Raw genomic sequence first — 25,132 nt, 5'->3', positions numbered from 1 at the left:
CGGGGACTCATCCCCAAACGGCGGCGAATAATAAGGGCTTAGTTCAGCGCTTTAGCGCGGTACTCTTCCCAGAAGGCGGCCCATTGCTTGCCCGGAATGTTTTTATCCAAGGCTTCTTCGGTCGCGGCGTCCCATGCGGCCTGTACCTTTTTCAGGCGGGCCAGACGGGCATCGTTCCATGCCTGATCCTGCTCGGTCCACAGGCCGATTTCGGTCAGGTAACGGATAGCACCGGGGTGGAACGGCGCATCCGATGGGGTGCGGCCCGCTTTTTCCAGCGCCCAATCGCCGGTGACGGCAGTGGCCCCTTTGTAGATACCATAGGTTTCGTTCAGCGCCTTGATCAGGTTGTAAACCTCGTCCTCGGACGCGTCAGCGTAAACCGCGATCATCGGATAGCGCACACCGATAATATCAGCCGGGTTTTCAGCAGACATGCCCGCGCCTTTGGTGGCTTTGATCGGGGCAAAGAACGTGGCAACATTGGCAACCGCGTCCCAGCCTGCGGCGTTATCCTTGTCCAGCGGCGCCCAGTAAATTCCGTGCGGCGAGCTTTCCAATTCATACAGCGTGGCGGCGGTGGGGGTGGACCCTGCGGCGACAACCTGCCCATCGACCAGCGCCTTCAGCGAGGCACCATAGGACGGCATTTCCACCACTTCCACATCGTCCCAGGTCAGCCCGGCAAAGGCCAGGATCGCTTCGACCTTGATGTTGATCGACGGGTTCGCCTTGACCCGCGCGACCTTGCGGCCTTTCAGGTCTGCAATGGTTTTCACGCCGCTGTCCGCAGCGATGGCCATACCAAAGGTCGACGGACGTCCCGCAATGGTGCGCAGGTCCTGCGGACCCCATTCCTGTGCGCTGAAATCATACAGTGCCTCGGTTGCGAAATACAGTTCGTTCGCCAGCCAGCCATATTGCACGCGGCCTGTTTTCAGCGGCAGCAAACGCCCGATCGACGTCCCCGAAGGCATGATACGCACACGGGTGCCGTATTCCTTGGCGAAGGCATCCGCGATGGCCGATGCCTCGACATAGCCGCTGGACCCCACGTCATAGGTGGACCACAGCATCGAGCGGGGCAATTCGGCCTCGCCTGCGGTGGCGGGCAAGGCGGCGGATAGCGCCAGTGTGGCCGCGGTCAGCGCGGCGGTGAATTTGGTCAACATGTAGATTTCCTCCCTGTTTTTGTTTCCAAACTTATACTGTCCCTACCCCCTGTTCGGGCGGGATGTCGGGGTTATCCCCGTTTCGGCAAGGTGCTGGATTTCGTCCTCGGAAAATCCGGCCTGTGCCAAAATGATGTGCGTGTGTTCGCCAAAAGCGGGCGGCTTGCTTTGATAATCGGCAGGGGTTTCCCCCAGCTTCACAGCCGATCCCAAGCCTTTGTAATCGTCGATTTCCACGCGCATCTGACGATGGGCGGTGTGGGGATGGGCCAGTGCCTCCTCGACATTCAGAACCGGCCCCGCAGGCACCCCGGCCCGGATCAGACGATCCGCCAGTTCAGCCCCATCAAACGCGGTCATGACCGCTTCCAGCGCGACTTTTAGCGCGTCACGGTTGGTCACACGTGCGCCGTTCGACGCAAACAGCGGATCTTCGGCAATCTGTGGCGCACCGATTTCAGCGCACAGCTTGGCAAATTGCCGATCGTTCCCCACCGCCAGATAGATCGGGCGCGTGGCCGTTTCGTATGTGGAGTAAGGCGAGATATTGGGATGATCGTTCCCCGAAAGGCTGGGCAATTTCCCAGACAGCGCGTGATTGGCAGCATGGGGATGCAGCAGCGACAGCGCGGTATCAAACAACGCCGCTTCGACAAACTGCCCCTTTCCCGTAAGGCTACGATGATGCAACGCCAGCAAAATCCCCTGCACGGCATGAAGCCCTGTTACCATATCCACGACAGGCAAACCCACGCGGATCGGGCCGCTGGCCTGCGTGCCGTTCACTGTCATGATGCCGCCCATCGCCTGCAAAATAGCGTCATAGCCGGGCATCCCCCCCATAGGGCCATCCGCACCAAATCCGCTAACACGGCAATGGATCAGGCGGGGAAAGCGTTCCGTGAGCGTATCAAACCCCAGCCCCCATTTTTCCATCGTGCCGGTTTTGAAATTTTCCAGCAGCACATCGGCATCTTCCAGAAGGCGCAGCAAAACAGCGCGGCCTTCGTCTTTGCGCAAATCCAGCGCCATCGCCCGTTTGTTGCGGTTCAGCCCCAGAAAATACGAGGCCGTGCCATCCAGAAAGGGCGGCCCCCATTCGCGGGTTTCATCCCCTGCGGGGGGTTCGACCTTGATCACGTCCGCGCCGTGATCCCCCAAAATCTGCCCCGCATAAGGCCCACCCAACACGCGCGACAAATCAATCACGCGCAACCCGTTCAGTGCCCCGGTTCTGCTCATTGTGCCGCCAGCAGAAGTTCCGCCCCCTCGCCCGACAGTGCATCATTCAGCAGCGCCACCATTTCGGGGCTGATATCTTCCTCATCCGCCAGTGGATCACGCGGGGACAGTTTGTGGTCCAGCACCGCTTGCGCCAGCGCAGCCCGATCCCCCGGTTGCGCAGACAGGTTGGCGTCTTCCCACAACATCACAGCCGCCGAGGTGGCGTTATACACCGCCGAGGCTGCGGCGCGCACTTCGCCTTCGCGTTGTTTGTCATTTGCGACTTTTTCCATGCGGGCCGCCGCGCGGGCAAAAGCCAGCCGGACCGCCGCCACAGACCGGCCCTTGGCCTGCGCCTGATCCAGCAAATCCGTCACATAGGCCGACAGGCGGCCAAGCGCCCCTTCGCGGCGGGTGGCGCGGGCCACATCCAGCGCAACGATGTTGCTGGTGCCTTCCCAGATGGACCCCAGATGGGCATCCCGCAGCACACGGGCGTCCGACCATTCTTCGATATAGCCGCAACCGCCGCGCACCTCCATGCCGTCGCCTGCCACCTTACGGGCATCGCGGCAGGTGCGGAACTTGATCAGCGGGGTCAGGATGCGCAGCACCTTGGCCATATCGGCATCCCCCGCATCCGCCGCTTGCAGCACCTTGGCGGTATGGAACACCATTGAGCGGCCCTGTTCGGTCGTCACCAGCATTTTCGCCAGTTGGCGGCGCATCAGCGGCAGATCAATCAGACGTTTGCCAAACGCCGTCCGGTTCTTGGAAATAAACACAGCCTCGGCCACGGCACGGCGCATCATGCCCGCAGACCGAACCCCATTGGCCAGACGCGACATGTTGATCATGTCGGTCATCTGTTTGAATCCCTGCCCCGGATCGCCCACGATATAGGCGGTCGCGCCCTCCATCACGATTTCCCCCGAGGCCATGGATTTCGTACCCATTTTTTCCTTGAGCCGCAGAATGCGATAATCATTCTTGCGCCCATCCGGCAGCACACGCGGTAACAGGAACAACGACAGCCCCTTGGTGCCATCCCCGCCCCCTTCGGGACGGGCCAGCACCATGCCCAGCGCCGCGTCGGGGTTGGAACAGAACCATTTATCCCCGTACAGCTTCCATTCACCATTTTCCTGCCGGGCAATCGTTTCAATCGCCCCCACATCGGACCCGGCGACCTGTTCGGTCATGAACATCGACCCTTGGAAAAGTTCGTCCATGTCCTGACTGGTCAGTTGGTTAAAATAGGTATCAATCAGGTCTTTGGACCCGAACTTAACCAGCGTCCGGGTCAGCGAATCTGTCATCGACAGCGGGCAACACAGGCCGAACTCAGCCTGTACAAACAAATAGACCAGCGCATATTTTACCATCGGCGGCAGCTTGGTTTCCGCCCCGAACACACCCGCGCGGTGGGACATAGCGGCCAGCCCGAATTCGCCAAAGGCGTAGCGCTCCAATTCCTCATACGCGGGGTGTTTGTGGATTTTTTCCAGATCGGCCCCATTCCGGGCGCGGATTTGCAGGGTCGGTGGGTTTTTATCTGCAACCAGCGCCAATTCTTCCAGACGATCACCCACCAAGCGGCCCATCCGGTCCAGTTCCGGCTGCGCCAGTTCGTAATTCGCATCATCCAGATACAGGCGCGCCAGTTCTTGTAGCGCCGTATCGGCGGCATAAGCGTTCAGCCCAGCACTGTCGGGAATATTCTTATGAATTTGGGCGGTCATCTACATCTCCTCTGGCGCGGCGAATTGGCACGTTTCGGGCGAAGGTGACGGATAACTCATTCCCTTTCCAATACTGATTTAGTATTTTACGATACGATTTACAGTATCAATTAGGAAACCTAATGGCCGTCACCTTTCGCCAGTTGCAACAGTTTCTGGTGCTTAGTCAGGAACTTCACTTTGGCCGGGCCGCCGCGCGGCTGAATATTTCCCAGCCCCCCCTTAGCGCCAGCCTGAAACAGCTAGAGGAAACACTGGGCTTTGCACTGATGGAACGCAGCAACCGATCTGTGCGGCTGACGCCCGCGGGTGCGGTGTTTGCCGAACATGCCGCCCGCATTCTGGGGCAGTTGGATGCCGCCCGCGCTCTGGCTGAACAACAGGCCAAAGGAACCGCTGGCAGATTATCCGTGACCTTTGTGCCGTCCATGCTGTTCCGCGACCTGCCCCGCAGCCTGCGCCGTTTCGAGGAAGCCCACCCAAACGTGCAACTGGAACTGCATGAAATGAACACCACCCGCCAGATCGAAGCCCTGTTGCAGGGCGAGGCCGATGTCGGGTTCATCCATGCGGTCCCCCTGCCCCCGGAGCTGACCAGCCACCTGATAGAAACGGAACGGCTGGTCTGTTGCGTGCCGCGCAATCATCGGCTGGCCGCACGCAGCCGAATTTCCATCTCTGATATGGCCGGGGAAAAGGTGCTGGTGTTTTCACGCGAATTTGCCGCCCATTACCATGATCGGATCGTGGGGTTACTGCGCACCGCAGATGTTGAACCCTATGAACCGTATCATGTGCAACACTGGCTGACGGTACTGGCGTTGATTGCGCAGGGCATGGGCATATCGCTGATGCCGGTATCCATGTCCCGCGCCCCGATGGTGGATGTTGTTTTTCTGGAAATTGACGATCCCCATGCCGAACATGAAATTCAGATGATCTGGCCCAAGCGCCCGCGCAGCGATCTGACCACACTGTTCACGCGCCATATCGAATTCAACCGGCTACGGCAGGGTTGACTCTGCCTCGCGCCCGCTCCCTTCTGCGGGCAAACCACAGGAGGCAACGATGCAAGCTGATTTCAATCAGGAATTAGAAGACAGGCTGGTGCGCTACGCGGCCATCGACAGCCAAAGCGACGCCGATTCCCCAACCGCCCCCAGCACGGAACGTCAGTTCGATATTTTGCGAGTTTTGCAAACGGAACTGCAAGACATGGGCGCAAAAGACGTAGAGTTAACGGATTACGGCGTGGTTCTGGCCACGATCCCCGGCACGGCACCGGGGCCAGTGATGGGCTTTTTGGCCCATGTTGATACGGCCCCGCAATTCAATGCCACCGGCGTGAAACCACGGGTGATCAAGGGCTATAACGGCGGCGACATCAGTTTTCCCGACGATCCGTCACTGGTGCTGTCGCCATCGGAATACCCCTATCTGGCCGGAAAGGTCGGGCATGATCTGATCACCGCATCCGGCACAACGCTGTTGGGTGCAGATGATAAGGCCGGGGTTGCCATCATCATGACCGCCGCGCGGCACATGCTGGACAACCCGGATATCAAACACGGGGACATCCGCATCGCCTTTACCCCCGACGAAGAAATCGGGCGCGGCGTTGGTGCGCAGCTCCCCAAGGATCTGGGGGTTGATTTTGCCTATACGTTCGACGGTGGGGCCGTTGGGGAAATCGAATATGAAAGCTTTTCCGCCGATGGGGCCGAGGTGCTGATTTCCGGGGTTTCAATCCACCCCGGCTATGCCAAGGACAAGATGGTGAACGCGATCCATCTGGCCGCGAAAATCATTCAAACCCTGCCGCAATCGACAATGGTGCCGGAACTGACGGATGGCACCGAAGGGTTCATTCACGCCACCGACATGATCGGCGGGTCGTCTGAAATGCGGATCAAATTCATCCTGCGCGATTTTGAACTGGACGGGCTGGAAGCCAAAGGCAACCTGCTGCGGCAGGTCTGCGCTGCGGTACAAGCAACCGAACCCCGCGCCACGATCACCTGTAATATCACCCCGCAATATCGCAACATGCGGTATTGGCTGGAAAAAGACATGACCCCGGTCGATCTGGCGCGCGATGCCAGCCGTGCGTTGGGCATTGATCCGGTTTCAGTGCCAATCCGGGGCGGAACCGATGGGTCGCGGTTGACGGAAATGGGGGTGCCTACGCCGAACCTGTTCACCGGGATGCAGAACATTCACGGCCCGCTGGAATATGTGTCTGTGCAGGATATGGCCGTCGCAACCCAACTGTGCCTGACGCTCAGCACATTGGCCGCCAAAGGCTGACGGACATACCCCGCTGGCCCGGAACGTCACAGACCGGGCCAGCGATCACACAGGCCTAAAGCGTATATCCCCCAAATCGGGTAATCCGGTCCTCGTACCGGGCAACGTTATCGGCAGCGCCTTCGCTTCGGGCGGTCATCGCCGCAAGGATCAGCTCCACCGCCAGAAACGCCGAATTCAGCGACGGCATCAGTTGCGGCCCGACCATCGGCAGCCGGATCACCCGCCACGCATTCGCCGCCACCGGGGACGCATAAGAATCTGTCAGGGCCAAAATCCGCGCCCCGCATTCTTGCGCCACCTGACAGGCGCGAACCACCTCGGCCGAGTAATGCTCGTATGTGATGGCAATCACGATATCATCGGGCGTTGTCGCTGACATCTGATCCAGAATTGCCCCCGGCACGGCAGGCACCTGTTCAAAATTATCAAACGCCATGCCCCCGACATAGGACAGGTAATGGGCGATGGAATAACAACTGCGCACCCCCACCGTATAAACGCGCCGCGCCTCCAGCAACGGCTGCACACAGGCGTCAATATCTGCCAGACTGGTGGCAGAGGTCACGGTTTCGATATTTTCACGGCTGGCCGCAACCAGTTCAGCGTAAAGATCAGGAATGGAATTGTCGCGCAGGGCGCGGGCACGGCTGCCATAGGACCGCCCCCTGCGCTGGACGATCCCCTGCACCTCGGACCGGAACGCATCAAACCCATCATAGCCCAACTCGCGCGCCAGTCGTGTGACCAGATTCGCATCGACCCCGGCCTGTTGCGCCAAACCGCGAATCGAGGTGAAGGCTGCCTGCTCTAAATGATCCAGAAGCCAAACTGAAAAATGGGCTAATTTAGGCGGACCGGACTGCGCCATATTGCGCAACGCGGCGCGAATCTTCTCTTCGTTTTTCATAGGCTTATTCGATGTGTGCTGTGTGCTGCATGCTTACAGTAGCAGCAAACATTCCAAAATCAAAAAACATTTGCATTACAATTAGGAGACAAATAAATCATACGCATCACAGGGGTTCATCCCCCAAACCTCAGGGAGAGTTTTCCATGAATTTTGCAAAAATCTGGCTGACGGCCGGTTTCGCAGCCTTGGCAGCTCCGGCGGCCCACGCGGATACCTACATTTCGATCGGCACCGGCGGCGTGACCGGCGTGTATTACCCGACGGGTGGCGCAATTTGCCGGATGATGTCCAAAACCCGCAAAGAACATGGCATCCGCTGCGCTGTGGAATCGACCGGCGGATCGGTCTACAACATCAACGCCATCCGCTCGGGCGAGCTGGAATTCGGCGTGGCGCAATCGGATTGGCAGTATCACGCATTTAACGGCACCTCGAAATTCGCTGATCAGGGCGCTTTTACCGATCTGCGGGCTGTTTTCTCGATCCATCCCGAACCGTTCACCGTGGTGGCCCGTGCCGATTCCGGCGTGAAGAATTTTGAAGACCTGAAAGGCAAGCGCGTCAACGTGGGCAACCCCGGTTCGGGCCAGCGCGGCACGATGGAAGTGCTGATGAACGCTCTGGGTTGGACGATGGGTGATTTCTCTGTCGCATCGGAATTGCAAGCGGCGGAACAAAGCCAGGCGCTGTGCGACAACAACATTGACGCAATGGTTTACACCGTTGGCCACCCGTCCGGGTCCATTCAGGAAGCCACCACCGCCTGCGACGCGGTTCTGGTGAACGTAACCGGCGCTGCCGTGGACAAACTGGTTGCGGACAACCCGTTCTATCGCACCGCCACCATCCCCGGCGGCATGTATCGCGGCAATGCCGATGACACCCAAACCTTTGGTGTGGGCGCCACGCTGGTCACGTCGGCCAACACCCCGGACGACGTGGTTTATGAACTGGTCAAAGCCGTCTTCAGCGACATTGATCAATTCCGCAGCCTGCACCCGGCCTTTGCGCATCTGGACCCGAAACAGATGGCCAAAGACGGTTTGTCTGCCCCGCTGCACCCCGGTGCCGCGAAATATTACCGCGAAGCCGGTCTGATCGAATGATCCGGTACGGTCAGGTGTATATGCCTGCCTGAAAAAAAACGGGTCGCCCTGCGCATAGGGCGGCCCGCCTTTGTTTAAAGCCATTGCACTGCCGGAGGACAAAATGGCCGCTGACGAAACAACCGCAAAAGGGCGGGATTATAGCGACGAAGATCTTCAGGATCTGGTCGCCAGCACGGATACCGGGGGGCGCGCCCCGACCAACCGCAATGTGGCGCTGCTGATTTCGGCGCTGGCCTTTCTGTGGTCGGTATTCCAGTTATGGATTGCGCAGCCCCAGCTTTGGTTCGCGGAATATCTGCCTGCCTTGAATTCGTCGCAGACGCGGCCCGTGCATTTGGGATTTGCCGTCATTCTGGCCTATCTGGCCTATCCCGCACTGAAATCTTCGCCGCGCGACCGGGTGCCGCTGACGGATTGGGTGCTCGGTATCGTGGCGTCGGGCTGTGCGTTCTACGTGTTCCTGTTTTCACGTGATCTGGCAGAAACCGCGCGGTCGGGCCTGCCGACACAAACGCAGATCATCATCGGCGCAATTGGCATCGTGCTGTTGCTGGAAGCGTCCCGCCGGGCGCTTGGGCCTGCGCTGACGGTGGTGGGGTCTATTTTCCTGCTTTACGCCTATATGGGATCGGGGTGGCTGATCCCGGATATTATCGAACATGCGGGCCTGTCACTGAATTCGATCATCAACGCGCAATGGCTGGATACGACGGGTGTGTTCGGCATTCCGCTGGGCGTGTCCACCGCGTTTGTGTTCCTGTTCGTGCTGTTCGGCGCGCTGCTGGATAAGGCGGGCGCAGGCAATTATTTCATCCAACTGGCCTTTGCCGGGTTGGGCGCGCTGCGCGGCGGTCCGGCCAAGGCGGCGGTTGTTGGATCGGCCATGACGGGGCTGATTTCGGGGTCGTCCATCGCTAATGTCGTGACGACCGGCACCTTTACCATTCCGCTGATGAAACGTGTGGGCTTTTCCAGCGAAAAGGCCGGGGCGGTCGAGGTGGCCAGTTCGGTAAACGGTCAGATCATGCCGCCAGTGATGGGGGCTGCGGCCTTTCTGATGGTGGAATTTGTCGGCATTTCCTATGTCGAGGTGATCAAGCACGCGTTCATTCCGGCAGTGATCAGCTATATCGCGCTGGTTTACATCGTCCATCTGGAAGCGTTGAAAAAAGACATGCCCGCACTGGGGGCGGCGGTCAATCTGGGGCGGATGTTCCTGAAAATCGCAATCGGCTTCGTGGTCAGCGGCGTGGCGTTTACGGCGCTGGTTTACGCGGTCAAGGGGGTGCAGTCCGCCGCGCCGGGGATTTCCGGCCCGGTGATTACGCTGGCGCTGCTGGCGGCATATGTGGGAGCGGTGAAACTGGCCGCGTCCAAGCCTGATCTGGCGCTGGACGATCCCAACTCCAAGGGCTTCACCCTGCCGACCGTGGGACAGGTGTTCCCCACTGGCCTGCAATATCTGCTGCCAATTCTGGTGTTGATCTGGTTCCTGATGATCGAAATGCAATCACCCGCGAAATCGGCCTTTTATGCCGTCGCTGTGATGCTGATGATCATCGTCACCCAACGCCCGCTAAAAGCACTGTTTCGCGGCGAGGACATAAACGCCGCGCTGCGGTTCGGCCTGAACGATCTGGTCGAAGGGATGATCGCGGGCGCCCGCAACATGATCGGGATCGGCGTGGCAACGGCTGCGGCGGGCATCATCGTGGCGACCGTGACCAAAACCCCCATCGGCACCGAACTGGCCGGTCTGGTCGAGGTGCTGGCCGGTGGCAACCTGATGATCATGCTGGTGCTGGTCGCGGTGTTCTCGCTGATCCTTGGTATGGGACTGCCGACCACGGCCAACTATATCGTGGTGTCGTCGCTGATGGCGACCGTGGTGGTGACGCTGGGCGCCCAAGAGGGGCTGATCGTCCCGTTGATCGCCGCGCATCTGTTCGTGTTCTATTTTGGGATCATGGCGGATGTGACGCCGCCGGTGGGACTGGCGTCCTTTGCAGCGGCAGCCGTATCGGGGGGCGATCCGATCCGCACCGGGTTCACGGCGTTCTTCTTTTCACTGCGCACGGCGGCGCTGCCGTTCCTGTTCATCTATAACCCGACACTGATCCTGTACGGCGTTGATCTGGGAACATGGCCGGGGATCGTGCAGGCGGTATTCGTGTTCGTGGTGGCGACCTTTGCCATGCTGCTGTTCGCCGCTGCCACGCAGGGCTATTTCCTGGCGCGGTCGAAGCTGTGGGAAAGCGCGGCGCTGCTGCTGGTGGCCTTTACCCTGTTCGTACCGGGGTTCTGGCTGGACCGGGTGCAGCCGCGTTTTATCGAACGTCCGGCGATTGAACTGGCCGCCGCGTTCGATGCCGCAGAACCGGGGGATTCCGTGCGGTTCGTGGTGCATGGGCCATCCTTTACCGATGGCGCCATGAAGGATCTGACCATCCTGCACCATATCGACGCCAGCGATCCGGCAACGGGCCGGGCGGACGCGGCGGGGCTGTTCCTGCTGCCCGAGGGCGACAAACTGTATATGGATGAACCGATGTTCGGCAAACCGATGCAGGAAAAACTGTCTGGTTTCGATTTCTACGGCGATGAGCGGGTCGAGGTGATCAGCCTGCTCAGCCCGAACCACCGGATCACGAAATACGTGTTCTATATTCCGGCGCTGTTGCTGCTGGGGCTGGTGATCGTCATGCAACGCCGCCGCCAGACCAAACCGGCCTTCTGAGGAGGATCAGAGATGAGCAAGTCCATTCTGTTGCCGATCGACCTGAACAACGATGCAATCAACCTGCCCGCGCTGACAGCCGCACAGGATTTGTTGCGGGATGGCGGCGTGCTGCATGTCGTTTCCGTGATGCCGGATATGGGTCTGGCGCAGGTCAGCGGATTTTTCAAACCGGGCTTCGAGAAAGAAGCCCTGGACGCATTCGGTCAACGGCTGGCCGAATGGGTCAACCAGAACGTGCCAGAGGGGCAAGAGGCCCATCCGCATGTGCTGCACGGCACGATTTACGATGAAATCCTGCGTGCCGCAGACAAGCTGAGGGTGGATGTGATCGTCATCGGATCGCACCGTCCCGAACTCAAGGACTACCTGTTGGGGCCGAATGCCGCGCGGGTGGTTCGCCACGCCAATCAATCTGTCTATGTCGTCAGGACCTGAACCAAAATGCCAAACCATATCTTTGGTCGCTCGACCAAGGGCACCCTGCCCACCGCCGTTTCCGGCGAGGGCTGTTATCTGATCGATTCCACCGGCAAACGCTATCTGGATGGCTCTGGCGGGGCGGCTGTGTCCTGTCTGGGCCATTCCAACGCCGCCGTGCGCGCCGCATTGCATCAACAGTTGGATCAGGTCGCCTTTGCACATACGGGGTTCTTTACCTCTGCCCCGGCAGAACAACTGGCCGATACGCTGGTGGCCCATGCCCCCGATGGGATCGAGCGGGTGTATCTGGTATCGGGCGGATCCGAAGCTGTGGAAGCCTCGTTAAAACTGGCGCGGCAGTATTTTCTGGAAATCGGGCAGCCACAGCGGCACCGGGTCATCGCGCGGCGGCAAAGCTATCACGGTAATACGCTGGGGGCGCTGGCCACGGGCGGTAATGAATGGCGGCGGGCGCAATTCGCGCCAATGCTGGTGGAAACCACGCATATTTCGCCCTGCTACGAATATCGCGACCGGGCCGATGGCGAAAGTCTGGAGGCCTACGGTCAGCGCGTGGCGGATGAGTTGGAAACCGAAATCCAGCGTCTGGGGCCGGATACGGTAATGGCCTTTGTCGCGGAACCCGTAGTGGGCGCAACGGCGGGGGCGGTGCCTGCGGTGCCCGGCTATCTGAAACGCATCCGCCAGATTTGCGACCGCCACGGCGTCTTGCTGATTCTGGACGAGGTGATGTGCGGCATGGGCCGGACCGGCCACCTGTTCGCCTGTTCCGAAGATGGCGTTTCGCCGGACATGATCACGATCGCCAAGGGGCTGGGTGCGGGCTATCAGCCGATTGGCGCGCTGTTGTGCAGCGGTAAAATCTATGACGCGATTGCCGCCGGATCGGGATTTTTCCAGCATGGTCACACTTACATGGGACACGCGATGGCAGCAGCAGCGGCCAATGCGGTTCTGGGCGAAATTCTGAACACTGGCCTGCTGGCGCGGGTGCGTGAACAGGGTGAAAAACTGGACGCCGCGTTGCGCCGTACCTTTGGGCAACACCCGCATGTGGGCGACATTCGCGGGCGCGGATTGTTCCGTGGGGTTGAGCTGGTACAGGATCGTGACACCAAGGCACCGTTTGATCCGTCACGGAAAATTCACGCAAAAATCAAGGCCGAAGCCTTTGCCGCCGGGTTGATCTGTTACCCAATGGGCGGCACCATAGACGGGCAACGGGGGGATCACGTTCTGCTGGCCCCGCCCTTTATCATCACGGATGACCAGATCGACGAACTGGTCAGCAAGCTATCAGGCGCAATCGAAAAGGCACTGGCCGCATGACACCCCTACCCCGGATCATGGTCGCCCCAAACGGGGCGCGACTGACCAAGAAAGACCACCCCCGCGTTCCTGTCACCATTCCCGAAATCGTCGACTGCGCAATAGAATGTCAGGCCGCAGGGGCCGACGGCATTCACGCCCATGTCCGCGACGCCGATCAAAACCATGTGCTTGATGCAGGGATGTATCGGGAATTGCTGGCGGAACTGACGATAAAACTACCCGATTTCTATACCCAGATCACGACCGAAGCCGTGGGGCTGTACACCCCCGACCAACAGCGCGAACTGGTCAAAGCCGTGCAACCCCGCGCGGTATCCATCGCCCTGCGGGAAATCACCGATGGGCAGGACGCAGCCCTGACAGCGCGGTTTTTCCACGATTGTTATGCGTCTGGCACCGATGTGCAGCATATCCTGTATGACAAGGCCGACGTCGATCATTTTGCCCGGCTGGTTGCGGCAGGGGACATTCCGAATGCCGATCTGAAGGCGCTGATCGTGCTGGGCCGCTATGCACCCGGCCAAAAATCCAGCCCCGACGATCTGGGCGTTCCGGCTACGGCCCTGAAACAGCAAGTGCCGGGCGTGGATTGGGCGGTCTGTGCCTTTGGCGCACAGGAAACCGCCTGTCTGGTGGCTGCGGCGCAACTGGGTGGCAAGGCGCGGATCGGGTTTGAAAACAATCGGCTTAATGCCGATTTAACCTGTGCTGCCAATAATGCCGCCCGTGTGAAAGAACTTGCCGCGGCGCTGGCCGCCTGACCCACCCGGAGTACGCCCCATGCCTGTTCCTTTGTTACGTATGTTGACCTTTTACCTTAGCGTGGTTGCCCTTGTTGTCTCCTTGATCGGGATATTCTTTTCCGATTGGTTTCTGGTGCCATTGACGATTGCCGCCGTACTGACGGCAATCGGACTGCATGATCTGCTGCAAACCAAACATTCCGTGCTGCGGAATTATCCGATCCTTGGGCATATCCGGTATTTCTTTGAACTGATCCGCCCCGAAATCCGGCAATATCTGCTAGAGGACGATTACGAAGAAGTCCCGTTTTCCCGCGAAGCCCGCGCCATCGTGTATCAGCGCGCCAAAGGGGTCGAAGACAAGCGCCCCTTTGGCACCAAGCAAAAGATTTACGACAGCGGCTATCAATGGCTGACCCATTCCATCCGCCCCAAGCAGATCAAAAACACGGATTTTCGGGTGCTGATTGGTGGGCCGGATTGCCGCAAGCCCTATAATGCCTCGGTCTACAACATATCGGCCATGAGCTTCGGAGCGCTGTCGGCCAATGCCATTCTGGCCCTGAACAAAGGCGCCAAGTCGGGCGGCTTCGCCCATGACACCGGCGAAGGCGGCATCAGCCGCTATCACCGCGAAGGCGGCGGCGATCTGATCTATGAAATCGGCACCGGCTATTTCGGGTGCCGGGATCAGGACGGCAATTTTGATCCGGTACGGTTTGCAGAACAGGCCGCAAGCGATCAGATCAAGATGATTGAGATCAAGCTCAGCCAGGGCGCAAAACCCGGTCAGGGCGGGATGCTGCCCGCCGCCAAAATCACCCCCGAAATCGCCGAAGCACGGGGCGTCCCGATGGGGGTGGACTGTATCTCTCCGGCCTCTCACTCGGCCTTTGAAACCCCGATTCAGATGATGGAATTTATCGCCAGACTGCGTGATCTGTCTGGCGGGAAACCCGTGGGGTTCAAACTGTGCATCGGCCACCGGCGCGAATTCATGTGTATCGTCCGCGCCATGCTGGAAACCGGGATCACCCCGGATTTCATCGTGGTGGATGGCAAAGAAGGCGGCACAGGCGCGGCCCCGCTGGAATTTGCGAACCACATGGGGATGCCGCTGGTCGAAGGGCTGACCTTTGTCCACAACACGCTGCGCGGCGTCGGCCTGCGCGATCAGGTGCGGATTGGGGCGTCGGGCAAACTGGTCACGGCGTTCGACATCGCGCGGGTGCTGGCGCTGGGGGCGGATTGGGTCAATTCTGCCCGTGGCTTCATGTTCTCGGTCGGGTGCATTCAGGCGCAGGCCTGTCACACCAACCACTGCCCCACCGGCGTCGCCACCCAAGACCCCGCCCGCGCCAAGGCGCTGGTTGTCCCGGACAAGGCGGAACGGGTGGCGAATTTCCACCGCAACACGCTCAAGGCGCTGGGGGATATGACCGGGGCAGCAGGGCTAAGCCATCCCTGCAATTTCCTGCCACGCCATTTCCTGATGCGGGAAAAAGACCGGGATATGGTCACTGGGGATGATGTTTACCCCTACATGCCCGAAGGCTTCCTGCTGCGCGAGGACGATGACCGTTTCGGCTATCTGATGCGCTGGCGGCGTTCGGCCTCGGCCAGTTTTGCGCCATTCGACGATGGCATCTGATCCCAAGGGGCGCGGCGTGCTGCGCCCCTTTTTCGTTCATCTTGCCTGAAATACTCTGTCTGATCTATCCGGCGGCACCATGCGGCACCCACTTGGCCCACAGGACGATGACAGCGGCAGCACCCAACCCCGAGGCACAGGTCAAAGGCCGGGGCCGAGATACCCTGCGCGCCGTCAGGCGCACATTTGGATCAAGCCCGCCCGCCCCGATATGTCAGGACCGGAACGCCCCCGGCGAAATGGAATTGGCCGTGTCCTGAAGCAACGGCACGATCTGCGTGGCAATGCTGTCCTCGTCCCATGTATGGGCGGAAATCGAACATTGCACCGCCCCCACTGCACGCCCATCCATGCCACGGATCGGCGCCGCAACGGCAATTTCATTCAAAATCATCTGATCGCGCGACACGGAATATCCCTCACCTGCCGCCTTTTCGATCAACGCTTCGATATCCGCGCGGTCCAGCATCGTGCGCGGCGTCATCGAAATCAGCGGGCCGGTCCGTGCGGCCTGTTCCCATTCATCCCGCCCAAAGGTGGACAGGATCACCCGCCCCGCCGCCGTACTGATAGCAGGCAGACGACGCCCCGGCAGAGTGGCGGCGAATTGCGTCCGCTTACAGGGCAATCGCGTGACATACACGATATGATCCCCGGACAGTTCCGCCAGATTGACGGTTTCCCCCAAATGCTGGGACAGCTCGATCAGCCGTGGCATCGCCCGCGCAATCAGCGGATCAGACCAGTAATAGGCATAAGCCATCTGCAACCACGCATGGGACGGGCGAAACCGGCGCGTGACCGGATCCTTGTCAAGCATCCCTTCGACATGTAGCGTATTGGCCAACCGCTGCACCGCGCTTTTATCCAATCCGGTGCGTTGAACCAGATCACTTAGCGACAGATCCGTGTGCGATTCGTCAAAAGCGCGCAACAGTTTCAACCCTTTCGCAAGCGCCCCTACAAACAGCGTATTTTGCTTCTTTTCCATACCTTTGTACGTTTTCCCGACCTGTTGGCAGATTTCTTATTGACGGAATCGCTCTTACGACGATCTACTAAATCATATAACGACGATCTGTATCATAATGCAATACAGACACCGGGAACCGAACCGCGCTTTGCGCCAAGCACAAGAGAGAGGGGGGTGTCATGAAACACACCATTTTGAAATCAACCATCGCTGCCGCGGCCTTGGCCGCCAGCACCGGCCTTGCCTGGGCGGATAAGGACACTGACACGCTGAACGTGGCCTTCACGAAAGAGCTGGAAAACGTCGACAGCTATTTCAATTCGTCGCGCGAAGGTGTGGTGATGCAGCGGGCCGTCTGGGATGGCCTGATTTACCGTGATCCGGAAACCAATGAATACAAGGGCAACCTTGCGACATCTTGGGAATGGGTCGATGACACCACGCTGGAACTGAAACTGCGCGAAGGTGTGACCTTCCACAATGGTGAAGTGTTCAACGCCGATGACGTTGTATTCACTGTCAATTTCGTGGCGGACGAAGCCAATGGCGTGAAAACCCAGCGGAACGTGAACTGGATGAAATCCGCCGAAAAGGTGGACGATTACACCGTGCGTATCCACCTGAAGGATAAATTCCCGGCAGCGATCGAATTCCTGTCTGGTCCGGTGTCGATGTACCCGAACGAATATTACGCCAAGGTTGGTTCGTCGGGCATGGGCCTGAACCCTGTGGGCACCGGCCCCTACAAGGTGGTCAGTGTCGTTCCCGGCCAGCATTTCGTGCTGGAAAAGAACGAAAACTACCATGACAGCCCCAAAGGCCAGCCCACCATTGCCAAGGTCGACATCCGCACCATCCCGGATGTGAACACCCAGATCGCGGAACTGTTTTCCGGCTCGCTGGATCTGATCTGGCAGGTGCCTGCGGATCAGGCCGAAAAGCTGGACCAGATGGGCCAGTTCACCGTGGCAAACGAATCCACCATGCGCGTGGGCTATCTGACGATGGATGCCGCAGGCCGGTCCACCATGAACCCGAACCCCTATACCGATGTGCGGGTGCGTCAGGCGATCAACTATGCCATCGACCGCAACGCCATTGTGTCGGCGCTGCTGAAAGGCAAGTCGCAAGTGGTCAACACCCCCTGTTTCCCGTCGCAATTCGGCTGTGTGCAGGACGTGACCACCTATGAATATAACCCCGAAAAAGCCAAGGCACTGCTGGCCGAAGCCGGGTATGCGGATGGGTTCACGACCGAATTCTATGCCTATCGTAACCGCGATTACGCAGAAGCCATTGCATCTTATCTGAATGCCGTGGGCATCAAGACCGATTTCAAGATGCTGCAATATTCGGCCCTGCGTGAACTGAACATGAAGGGCGAAGTGCCGCTGTCCTTCCTGACTTGGGGCAGCTATTCGATCAACGATGCGTCGGCTATGGTCAGCCAGTTCTTCAAGCACGGCAGCCTGGACGATTCCCGTGACGATCAGGTTCTGGCCGATCTGAACGTGGCCGACAGCTCCACCGACCCGGACACCCGGATCGCGCATTACAGCAAGGCGCTGAAGCGGATCGCGGACGAAGCCTATTGGGCGCCGCTGTTCAGCTACAACACCAACTATGTGTTCAAGCCCTCGGTCAGCTACACGCCGACCCCGGACGAGGTGCTGCGCTTCACCACGATGACGTGGAACTAAGCCAGACACATTTCTGACCTGACCTGATCGGGCGGTGGCGGTCCCCGCTGCCGCCCGGCTGTTCCCCAGCTTAGGGGGAACTATCGGAACTGCCGGTTTTGAAACCGGCCTCCTACCACCGGAGTAAGCAAGGTGCTGCAATTCATTCTGAAGCGGCTGGGGCTGGCCATTCTGGTCGCCTTTACCGTCTCTTTCATCAGTTTTTCGCTGTTGTTCCTGTCGGGCGACCCGGCAGCGGCCTTGGCGGGGGAAACCGCCAGCGGCGAAGACATCGAAGCCATCCGTACCCTTTATGGATTCGACCGCCCCATGCTGGTGCAATATGGCGACTGGCTGTTCGCCGCCCTGCGGGGCGATTTTGGCGAAAGCTATTATTTCAAGCTGCCGGTTGCCGGTCTGATCGCGGAACGTTTGTCCGTGACGATGACACTTGGGGTTTGCGGCATCGCCTTTGCGCTGATCACCGCCGTACCGCTGGGCGTGGCGGCTGCGATGCGCCCCAATTCGCTGGTGGACCGGATTGCGTTGTTCATGTCCGTCGCCGGTCAGGCGCTGCCAAGCTTCTGGTTCGGGCTGATCCTGATCGTGGTGTTCGCTATCAAACTGCGCTGGTTGCCGCCTTCGGGTACGGCGACATGGCAGCATTTCATCATGCCCACCATCGTTCTGGGCTATTACGCGATGCCCGCCATCATGCGCCTGACCCGCGCCGGGATGCTAGAGGTTCTGTCCTCGGACTATATCCGCACCGCGCGCGCCAAGGGATCGTCAGAATTGCGCGTGATGTTCCGCCATGCGCTGCGCAACGCGATTATCCCGGTGGTGTCGCTGGCTGCGGTGCAGATGGGCTTCATGCTGGGTGGCTCTATCGTGGTGGAATCCATTTTCGCCCTGCACGGGGCCGGGTTCCTGGCGTGGGAAAGCATCAGCCGCAACGACCTGCCGACGGTGCAGGCGCTGATCCTGATCTTCTCGATGTTCTATATCGTTTTCACCTTTCTGGCCGACGTTCTGAACGCGTGGCTGGACCCCCGCATGAGGAGCAGCTGACATGACCCATACGGCGAACGATCCTCTGCTAGAGGAAATCACCGGACCAACCCCCGGCCAATTGCTGCGCAAGCGCGTTTTCGGGCATCAAGGCCTGCTGATCGGGGTGATCGTGGTGGCAATCCTGACCCTGATCGCCATTCTGGCACCATTGCTGGCCCCGCATGATCCCTATGCACAAGACCTGATGGCGCGGATGAAACCGCCGGTGTTTCTGGGTGGAACATGGGAACACCCGCTGGGCACTGACCATCTGGGCCGGGATTACCTGTCGCGGCTGATCTATGGTGCGCGGGTATCGCTGCTGATCGGTGTTGTGGCGGCTACGATTTCGGGGCTGATCGGCACCGCGATGGGCGTGGCGGCTGGCTATTTCGGCGGACGCGTCGATGCGGTTGTGACCTTTCTGATCAACGTGCGTCTGGCCATGCCGGTTGTGCTGGTGGCGCTGGCCGTGGTGGCCATTCTGGGCGGATCGCTGACAGTGGTGATTTGCGTGCTGGGCCTGCTGCTGTGGGACCGTTTCGCGGTGGTCATGCGGGCATCAACCCTGCAAGTACGGCAGCGCGAATATGTGGCCGCCGCACAGGCCATCGGCGCATCGACTCCGCGTATCCTGCTGACGGAAATCATGCCGAATATCGCCAACAACCTGATCGTGGTTGTAACGCTGGAAATGGCCCACGCCATCCTGCTTGAAGCGGCGCTGTCCTTCCTTGGACTGGGCGTGCAACCGCCGACACCAAGCTGGGGTCTGATGGTCAGCGAAGGCAAAAACATGATGCTGTTTGAACCTTGGCTGGTGCTGATCCCCGGTGCTGTGCTGTTCGTGCTGGTGCTGGCAATCAATCTGATGGGCGATGGTCTGCGTGACGTTACCGCCCCCGAAAACAGGAGCTGAGGCCATGACCGACGTTTTGTTGACCGTAAAGAACCTGACCATCGACATTCCCGTAGGGGCTGGCACATTGCACGCGGTACGCGGCATTGATTTCACCCTGAACCGGGGCGAGGTGCTGTGCATCGTGGGCGAAAGCGGATCGGGGAAATCCCTGACATCGCTGGCGGTGATGGGTCTGCTGGGAAAGCGGATCAAATGCACTGCCGATGTGATGGATTTCGACGGCACCGCTCTGCTGAAGGCCAGCGCCAAACAAATGCGCAGCCTGCGCGGGGCGCGGATGTCGATGATCTTTCAGGAACCCATGACCTCGCTGAACCCGGCCTATACCATTGGCGATCAGTTGATGGAGGCGATGCTGCTGCATGGCAACGCCACACGGGCCGAGGCACGGGACCGGGCCATCGAGTTGCTGGAAAAGGTCGGTATCACCGCCGCCGCAAGCCGCCTGTCGCAATATCCCCACCAGCTTTCGGGTGGGTTGCGGCAGCGGGTGATGATCGCAATGGCCCTGATGTGCGGGCCGGAACTGATTATCGCGGATGAACCCACAACGGCGTTGGACGTGACCATTCAGGCACAGATTTTGCGCCTGCTGGTGGATCTGGTGCGCGAAATGGGCATGGCCATGATCCTGATCACGCACGATTTGGGCGTGGTGGCCCGCGTCGCGGATAAGGTGGCGGTCATGTATGCCGGGGAACTGGTGGAAACCGGCCCGGCGCTGAATGTGTTCCAGCGCCCCCTGCATCCTTATACGCGCGGGTTGCTTCAATGTATCCCGCTGCCCGGCAAAACCGAACGCGGCGCACCGCTTGGCACCATTCCCGGCATCGTGCCATCGCTGGTGGGGCAGGTTTCGGGCTGCACCTTCCGCACCCGCTGTTCCGAAGCAACCCCGGCCTGCCGCGATACGATCCCACTACACGCCGATGGCCCCCATTGTTTCCGCTGTGTCCATGCCGACGGGCAACGCCATGATAAGAAGGAGTCTGCCTGATGTTCGACGGACAAGACATGACGCCCCCGACGCTTGAAATCCGCAACGTGACCAAGACCTATTCGGTCAAACAAGGGCTGATGGGCAAACGCAAACCGCTGACGGCAGTGCGTGATGTCAGCCTGTCCCTGCGCAAGGGCGAGGTGCTGGGACTGGTTGGTGAATCCGGTTGCGGGAAATCCACGCTGGCGAAAATCCTACTGGGTCTGGAAGCTCCGACCAGCGGGCAGGTTCTGGTGGATGGGCAGGCGCTTGGCGGGCAAAACCGGCTGGAGCTGGCCCGCCGCATCCAGCCCATTTTCCAAGACCCCTACAGTTCGCTGAACCCGCGCAAGTCGATTGCCGATATTATCTCGCTTCCGCTGCGCATTCACGGGATCGGGGATGCCGCCAGCCAGCAAAAAGCCGTGCGCGATATGCTGGATGTGGTGGGCCTGCCCGCGCGTGTGATGAACAGCTATCCCAGCCAGATGTCCGGCGGGCAACGGCAGCGGGTCGCCATCGCGCGGGCGCTGATCATGAAGCCCGAGGTGGTGATTTGCGATGAACCAACCTCGGCCCTTGACGTGTCGGTGCAGTCGCAAATTCTGAACCTGCTGGGGGAATTGCGGCGCGAATTCGGGCTGACCTATTTGTTCATCTCGCACAATCTGGCGGTGGTGGAACATTTGGCGACGCGGGTCGCAGTCATGTATCTGGGCCGCATTGTCGAGGAAACCAATACCGGCGATTTGTTCGATGCCTCCGCCCATCCCTATACGCAGGCGCTGCTGAAATCGGTGCTGACGCCGGAACCGGGGCTGGGTGTGCCGGATACGCAACTGGGTATGGCCTATCCCAACCCGATTGATCCGCCTTCGGGCTGTGCCTTCCATCCGCGTTGCCCCCGCGCCACCGACCTGTGCAAGCAACGCGCCCCGCGCCCGGTGCCAATGCGCGATGGGCATGTGGAATGCCACCTGCACGACCCGGAAACCCCCATGTTCGAACGGAGCTGACCCGATGAGCGAGTCCCTGTCCCGCACCCAGACCACGCGCAAAGTGGTGATCGAAACCAAGGGCGGCGTGGTCGCAGCCCAGCACCGTCTGGCCGCGCAGGCGGGGGCGGATGTTCTGGCCGTTGGCGGCGATGCCGTGGATGCCGCTGTGGCGGTATCCTTTGTGATCGGCGTGCTGGAACCGTGGATGAGCGGCCCCGCGGGCGGCGGCGCAATGATGCTGTGGCGTGCGGATGAAGGCCGCGCCGTGGCGCTGAACCACGGAATGCGTGCGCCCGCTGCACTGAACCCGGCGGATTACCCGCTGTCGGGCCGGGGCATCGCGGGCGATCTGTTCCCGTGGGAAGAAGTGGTGGACAATCGCAACGTTCAGGGCGCAACCGCCGTGGCAGTGCCGGGTGTGGTCGACGGGTTGGGCCGGGCGCATGGCCGCTATGGCCGGATGCCGTGGGCCGAACTGGTGGCCCCGGCGATTGCCCATGCCAAACGCGGGATGCTGGTAGATTGGTACGCGGCCCTGTGTATTGCCTCGGTCACGCGGGAACTGGCAAAAGACCCGGACGCAGCGGCGCTGTTTCTGGAAGACGGGCAATGGCCCAAGATCGGCGCATGGACGGCGCTGGCCGAAAAGCGGCTGGATCAGTCGCGCATGGCCGACAGTCTGGACCAGATCGCGCGGCACGGGGCGCGGGCGCTTTATGACGGTGATCTGGGGGCCGCGATGGCCGCCGATATGCAGGCCAAGGGCGGATCGCTGTCACAGGACGATCTGCGCAGCTATGCCGCAACCTTCCATGACCCGCTCAGTTTTGGCTATCGGGACACGCAACTCCATGCGGTGCCGGGGCTGACCGCCGGGCCAACCCTGATGCAAGCCCTGACCGAAGCCGCCAAGACCGACCTGACCGGCAACGCCCCCGATGCGGAAGCCTTTGCCGCCTATGCGCGGGGTCTGAAATCGGCCTATCAAACCCGCCTGTCGTCGATGGGGGATGATGGCGAACACCCACAAGCCCCCGGCTGTACCACGCATTTTTCCGTGGTCGACCGGCATGGCAATATGGTGGCGCAAACCCAAACGCTGCTGTCGATTTTCGGCTCGCGGGTGGTGTCGCCGTCAACGGGGTTCCTGATGAACAACGGGATCATGTGGTTCGATCCGGTGCCGGGGCGGCCCAATTCGCTGGCGGCGGGCAAACGCTGCCTGATGAATGTCTGCCCTGTCATCGGCGAAGCCCCCGACGACACGCGCTTTGCCTTTGGGGCCAGCGGAGGGCGCAAAATCGTGTCAGCCGTGGCGCAACTGACCGGGTTCGTTGCCGATTACGGGATGGATATTGGCGCGGCCTTTCACCAACCCCGCATTGATGTGTCCGGTGGCCCCATCGTGGTGGCCGATGACGCCCTGCCCCAATCGGTGATCGACAGCCTGTCAGCCGATTACGATGTTCGTACCACCCATCGCACCATGTTCCCCTATGCCTTTGCCTGCCCCGCCGGGGTGATGCGCAAAGGATCGGTGAACACGGGCTGCACTGAAATCATGTCCCCTTGGGGCGATGCCGTTTGTGAAAAGGAAACCGCCTGAATGACCCGTACCGCCGCGATTGATGCCGTATCCGCCTATTTTGATGCAGGCACGTTCCAGACCGAACTGGCCGATCTGGTCGCCTATCCCAGCGAAAGCCAGAACCCGGACGCCGCCCCGGAATTGATGCGCTATCTGCAACAGGCCATGCTGCCCCGTCTGACCGCGCTGGGGTTTCAATGTGAAATCTTTGACAACCCGGTTCAGGGCGGTGGCCCGCTGCTGATTGGCGACCGCCACGAAGGCGACGATCTGCCCACGGTCCTGACCTATGGCCACGGCGATGTGATCCGCGCCCAGGACGGCATGTGGCGGGTGGGGCTGGCCCCCTTCACCTTGGTCGAGGAGGGCGAGCGCCTGTACGGTCGCGGCAGCGCCGATAACAAGGGCCAACACCTGATCAACATCGCCGCTCTGGAAGCGGTCGTGCAGGTGCGTGGTCAGCTGGGCTTCAACACCCGGATCATTCTGGAAATGAGCGAAGAAACCGGATCGCCGGGGCTGGCGCAATTCTTTGAGGCGCACAAGGACAGGCTGGCGGCGGATGTGCTGATCGCCTCGGACGGGCCGCGCCTGCAACCGGATACCCCGACGATGTTCATGGGATCGCGCGGCGGCGTCACCTTCGATCTGGCAGTGGACCTGCGCGAAGGGGCGCATCATTCCGGCAACTGGGGTGGGCTGCTGGCCGATCCGGCGATGATTCTGGCACAAGCGCTCTCCACCATCAGCGATGCACGCGGCCAAATCCGCATTCCCGAATGGCGCCCCGACAGCCTGACCGACAACGTGCGTGCCGCGCTGGCCGGGCTGCCGATTGAACCGGACGATCCCGACAGCCCCAAGATTGATTTCGACTGGGGCGAAGAAAGCCTGACCCCGGCCGAACGGGCCTATGGCTGGAACAGCTTTGCCATTCTGGCAATGAAAAGCGGTGTACCCGAAGCGCCGGTGAATGCAATTTCATCCTCGGCGCGGGCGACATGCCAATTGCGCTATGTCGTAGGCACCAATCCGCAGGACATCCTGCCAGCCCTGCGCCGCCATCTGGATGCGCATGGGTTCCAGAAGGTCCAGATCGTCCCGCACGAACGCGGCTTTTTCGCCGCAACACGGCTGGATCCATCCCATCCTTGGGTCAAATTCGTTCAGGCCTCGTTGACCGAAACCGCAGGCAAGCCCCCGCATGTTTTGCCCAATCTGGCGGGATCGCTGCCAAATGACACCTTTGCCGACATTCTGGGCCTGCCAACGGTCTGGGTGCCGCATTCCTATCGTGGCTGTTCACAGCACGCGCCGAATGAACACGTCCTGAAACCTGTCTGCCGCGATGCCCTGCGGGCGATGGCCGGGGTGTTTTGGGATATTGGCACCGGCACCGGACTGCCGCAAACCTAAGCCCGCCCCTGAACGCCCCGCCGAACATGCGCGGGGCGCTCAGGAAAATCCGCGCTTTTCATCTTGCCCAAAATACTCAAATTCCACCGATGCCCCACAATGCAGCGGTTGGAATTTCCCGCCTCGGCCCCTGCCTTGGAAATCAGCATG

Annotated in this window: 20 protein-coding genes; 15 read left to right on the top strand and 5 right to left on the bottom strand. The window is 60.2% G+C overall.

The features are described from left to right. Positions 1-38: 38 nt before the first annotated feature. Genes FN828_RS02515 through FN828_RS02505 form a run of 3 tightly spaced genes read right to left on the bottom strand, consistent with a single transcriptional unit; the run spans position 39 to position 4,138 of the window. On the bottom strand, positions 39-1,172 hold the full coding sequence (locus tag FN828_RS02515; RefSeq protein ID WP_142491819.1) for a TAXI family TRAP transporter solute-binding subunit: 1,134 nt from the start codon (positions 1,170-1,172) through the stop codon (positions 39-41). A gap of 42 nt (positions 1,173-1,214) precedes the next feature. Beyond that, positions 1,215-2,414, bottom strand: a complete 1,200-nt coding sequence (locus FN828_RS02510) for a CaiB/BaiF CoA transferase family protein (RefSeq protein WP_142491818.1) — start codon at positions 2,412-2,414, stop codon at positions 1,215-1,217. After that, the gene (locus FN828_RS02505) at positions 2,411-4,138 is read right to left on the bottom strand and encodes an acyl-CoA dehydrogenase family protein (RefSeq protein ID WP_142491817.1); all 1,728 of its coding nucleotides are present in this window, start codon (positions 4,136-4,138) and stop codon (positions 2,411-2,413) included. The genes FN828_RS02510 and FN828_RS02505 overlap by 4 nt, the downstream gene beginning before the upstream one ends. A 122-nt stretch (positions 4,139-4,260) precedes the next feature. Here FN828_RS02505 and FN828_RS02500 point away from each other — a divergent pair, with 122 nt between their 5' ends. Beyond that, complete coding sequence (locus FN828_RS02500; RefSeq protein WP_142491816.1) at positions 4,261-5,157, top strand: LysR substrate-binding domain-containing protein; 897 nt, start codon at positions 4,261-4,263, stop codon at positions 5,155-5,157. 49 nt (positions 5,158-5,206) lie between these two features. Then, positions 5,207-6,445 (top strand): peptidase T, encoded by a 1,239-nt coding sequence (gene pepT, locus FN828_RS02495; protein ID WP_142491815.1) that lies wholly within the window; start codon positions 5,207-5,209, stop codon positions 6,443-6,445. A gap of 55 nt (positions 6,446-6,500) precedes the next feature. Here pepT and FN828_RS02490 read toward each other — a convergent pair whose 3' ends face one another. Then, on the bottom strand, positions 6,501-7,355 hold the full coding sequence (locus FN828_RS02490; protein ID WP_142491814.1) for a MurR/RpiR family transcriptional regulator: 855 nt from the start codon (positions 7,353-7,355) through the stop codon (positions 6,501-6,503). Positions 7,356-7,501: 146 nt separating this feature from the next. Between FN828_RS02490 and FN828_RS02485 the strand changes: the two genes are divergently transcribed. The 6 genes from FN828_RS02485 (at position 7,502) to FN828_RS02460 (ending at position 15,374) form a co-directional block, all read left to right on the top strand. Beyond that, positions 7,502-8,464: a TAXI family TRAP transporter solute-binding subunit gene (locus FN828_RS02485; RefSeq protein ID WP_142491813.1), complete on the top strand. Its 963-nt coding sequence runs from the start codon at positions 7,502-7,504 to the stop codon at positions 8,462-8,464. A gap of 103 nt (positions 8,465-8,567) precedes the next feature. Further along, a complete protein-coding gene (locus FN828_RS02480; RefSeq protein ID WP_142491812.1) occupies positions 8,568-11,204 on the top strand; it encodes a TRAP transporter permease in 2,637 nt (878 codons plus the stop codon). A gap of 12 nt (positions 11,205-11,216) precedes the next feature. Further along, positions 11,217-11,642, top strand: a complete 426-nt coding sequence (locus FN828_RS02475; protein WP_142491811.1) for a universal stress protein — start codon at positions 11,217-11,219, stop codon at positions 11,640-11,642. 6 nt (positions 11,643-11,648) lie between these two features. Further along, positions 11,649-12,977, top strand: coding sequence for an aspartate aminotransferase family protein (locus FN828_RS02470; RefSeq protein WP_142491810.1), 1,329 nt, complete (start codon positions 11,649-11,651; stop codon positions 12,975-12,977). Further along, complete coding sequence (locus tag FN828_RS02465) at positions 12,974-13,741, top strand: BKACE family enzyme (protein WP_142491809.1); 768 nt, start codon at positions 12,974-12,976, stop codon at positions 13,739-13,741. The genes FN828_RS02470 and FN828_RS02465 overlap by 4 nt, the downstream gene beginning before the upstream one ends. Positions 13,742-13,760: 19 nt before the next feature. After that, the gene (locus tag FN828_RS02460) at positions 13,761-15,374 is read left to right on the top strand and encodes an FMN-binding glutamate synthase family protein (protein WP_142491808.1); all 1,614 of its coding nucleotides are present in this window, start codon (positions 13,761-13,763) and stop codon (positions 15,372-15,374) included. Positions 15,375-15,588: 214 nt separating this feature from the next. Here the strand turns inward: FN828_RS02460 and FN828_RS02455 are convergent, their stop codons facing one another. Continuing rightward, complete coding sequence (locus FN828_RS02455) at positions 15,589-16,365, bottom strand: IclR family transcriptional regulator (RefSeq protein ID WP_142491807.1); 777 nt, start codon at positions 16,363-16,365, stop codon at positions 15,589-15,591. A 161-nt stretch (positions 16,366-16,526) separates the two neighbouring features. Between FN828_RS02455 and FN828_RS02450 the strand changes: the two genes are divergently transcribed. The 7 genes from FN828_RS02450 to FN828_RS02420 all read left to right on the top strand — a co-directional run bounded on the left by FN828_RS02450 (position 16,527) and on the right by FN828_RS02420 (position 24,982). After that, positions 16,527-18,047, top strand: a complete 1,521-nt coding sequence (locus FN828_RS02450; protein WP_142491806.1) for an ABC transporter substrate-binding protein — start codon at positions 16,527-16,529, stop codon at positions 18,045-18,047. Positions 18,048-18,179: 132 nt separating this feature from the next. Beyond that, positions 18,180-19,097: an ABC transporter permease gene (locus FN828_RS02445; protein WP_142491805.1), complete on the top strand. Its 918-nt coding sequence runs from the start codon at positions 18,180-18,182 to the stop codon at positions 19,095-19,097. 1 nt (position 19,098) lies between these two features. Continuing rightward, a complete protein-coding gene (locus tag FN828_RS02440; RefSeq protein WP_142491804.1) occupies positions 19,099-19,998 on the top strand; it encodes an ABC transporter permease in 900 nt (299 codons plus the stop codon). 4 nt (positions 19,999-20,002) lie between these two features. Further along, a complete protein-coding gene (locus FN828_RS02435; protein ID WP_142491803.1) occupies positions 20,003-20,998 on the top strand; it encodes an ABC transporter ATP-binding protein in 996 nt (331 codons plus the stop codon). Further along, on the top strand, positions 20,998-21,996 hold the full coding sequence (locus FN828_RS02430) for an ABC transporter ATP-binding protein (RefSeq protein WP_235891380.1): 999 nt from the start codon (positions 20,998-21,000) through the stop codon (positions 21,994-21,996). Before FN828_RS02435 ends, FN828_RS02430 begins: the two co-directional genes overlap by 1 nt. A gap of 4 nt (positions 21,997-22,000) precedes the next feature. Beyond that, on the top strand, positions 22,001-23,584 hold the full coding sequence (locus FN828_RS02425) for a gamma-glutamyltransferase family protein (RefSeq protein WP_142491802.1): 1,584 nt from the start codon (positions 22,001-22,003) through the stop codon (positions 23,582-23,584). Continuing rightward, positions 23,585-24,982, top strand: a complete 1,398-nt coding sequence (locus FN828_RS02420; protein ID WP_142491801.1) for a M20 family metallopeptidase — start codon at positions 23,585-23,587, stop codon at positions 24,980-24,982. The last annotated feature ends 150 nt before the right edge of the window (positions 24,983-25,132 follow it).

The organism is Thalassovita litoralis (genome assembly GCF_900182725.1).
GTDB lineage: Bacteria > Pseudomonadota > Alphaproteobacteria > Rhodobacterales > Rhodobacteraceae > Thalassobius > Thalassobius litoralis.
The sequence above is the reverse complement of the archived record's forward strand: the minus strand, read 5'-3'. Positions and strand labels throughout refer to the sequence as shown.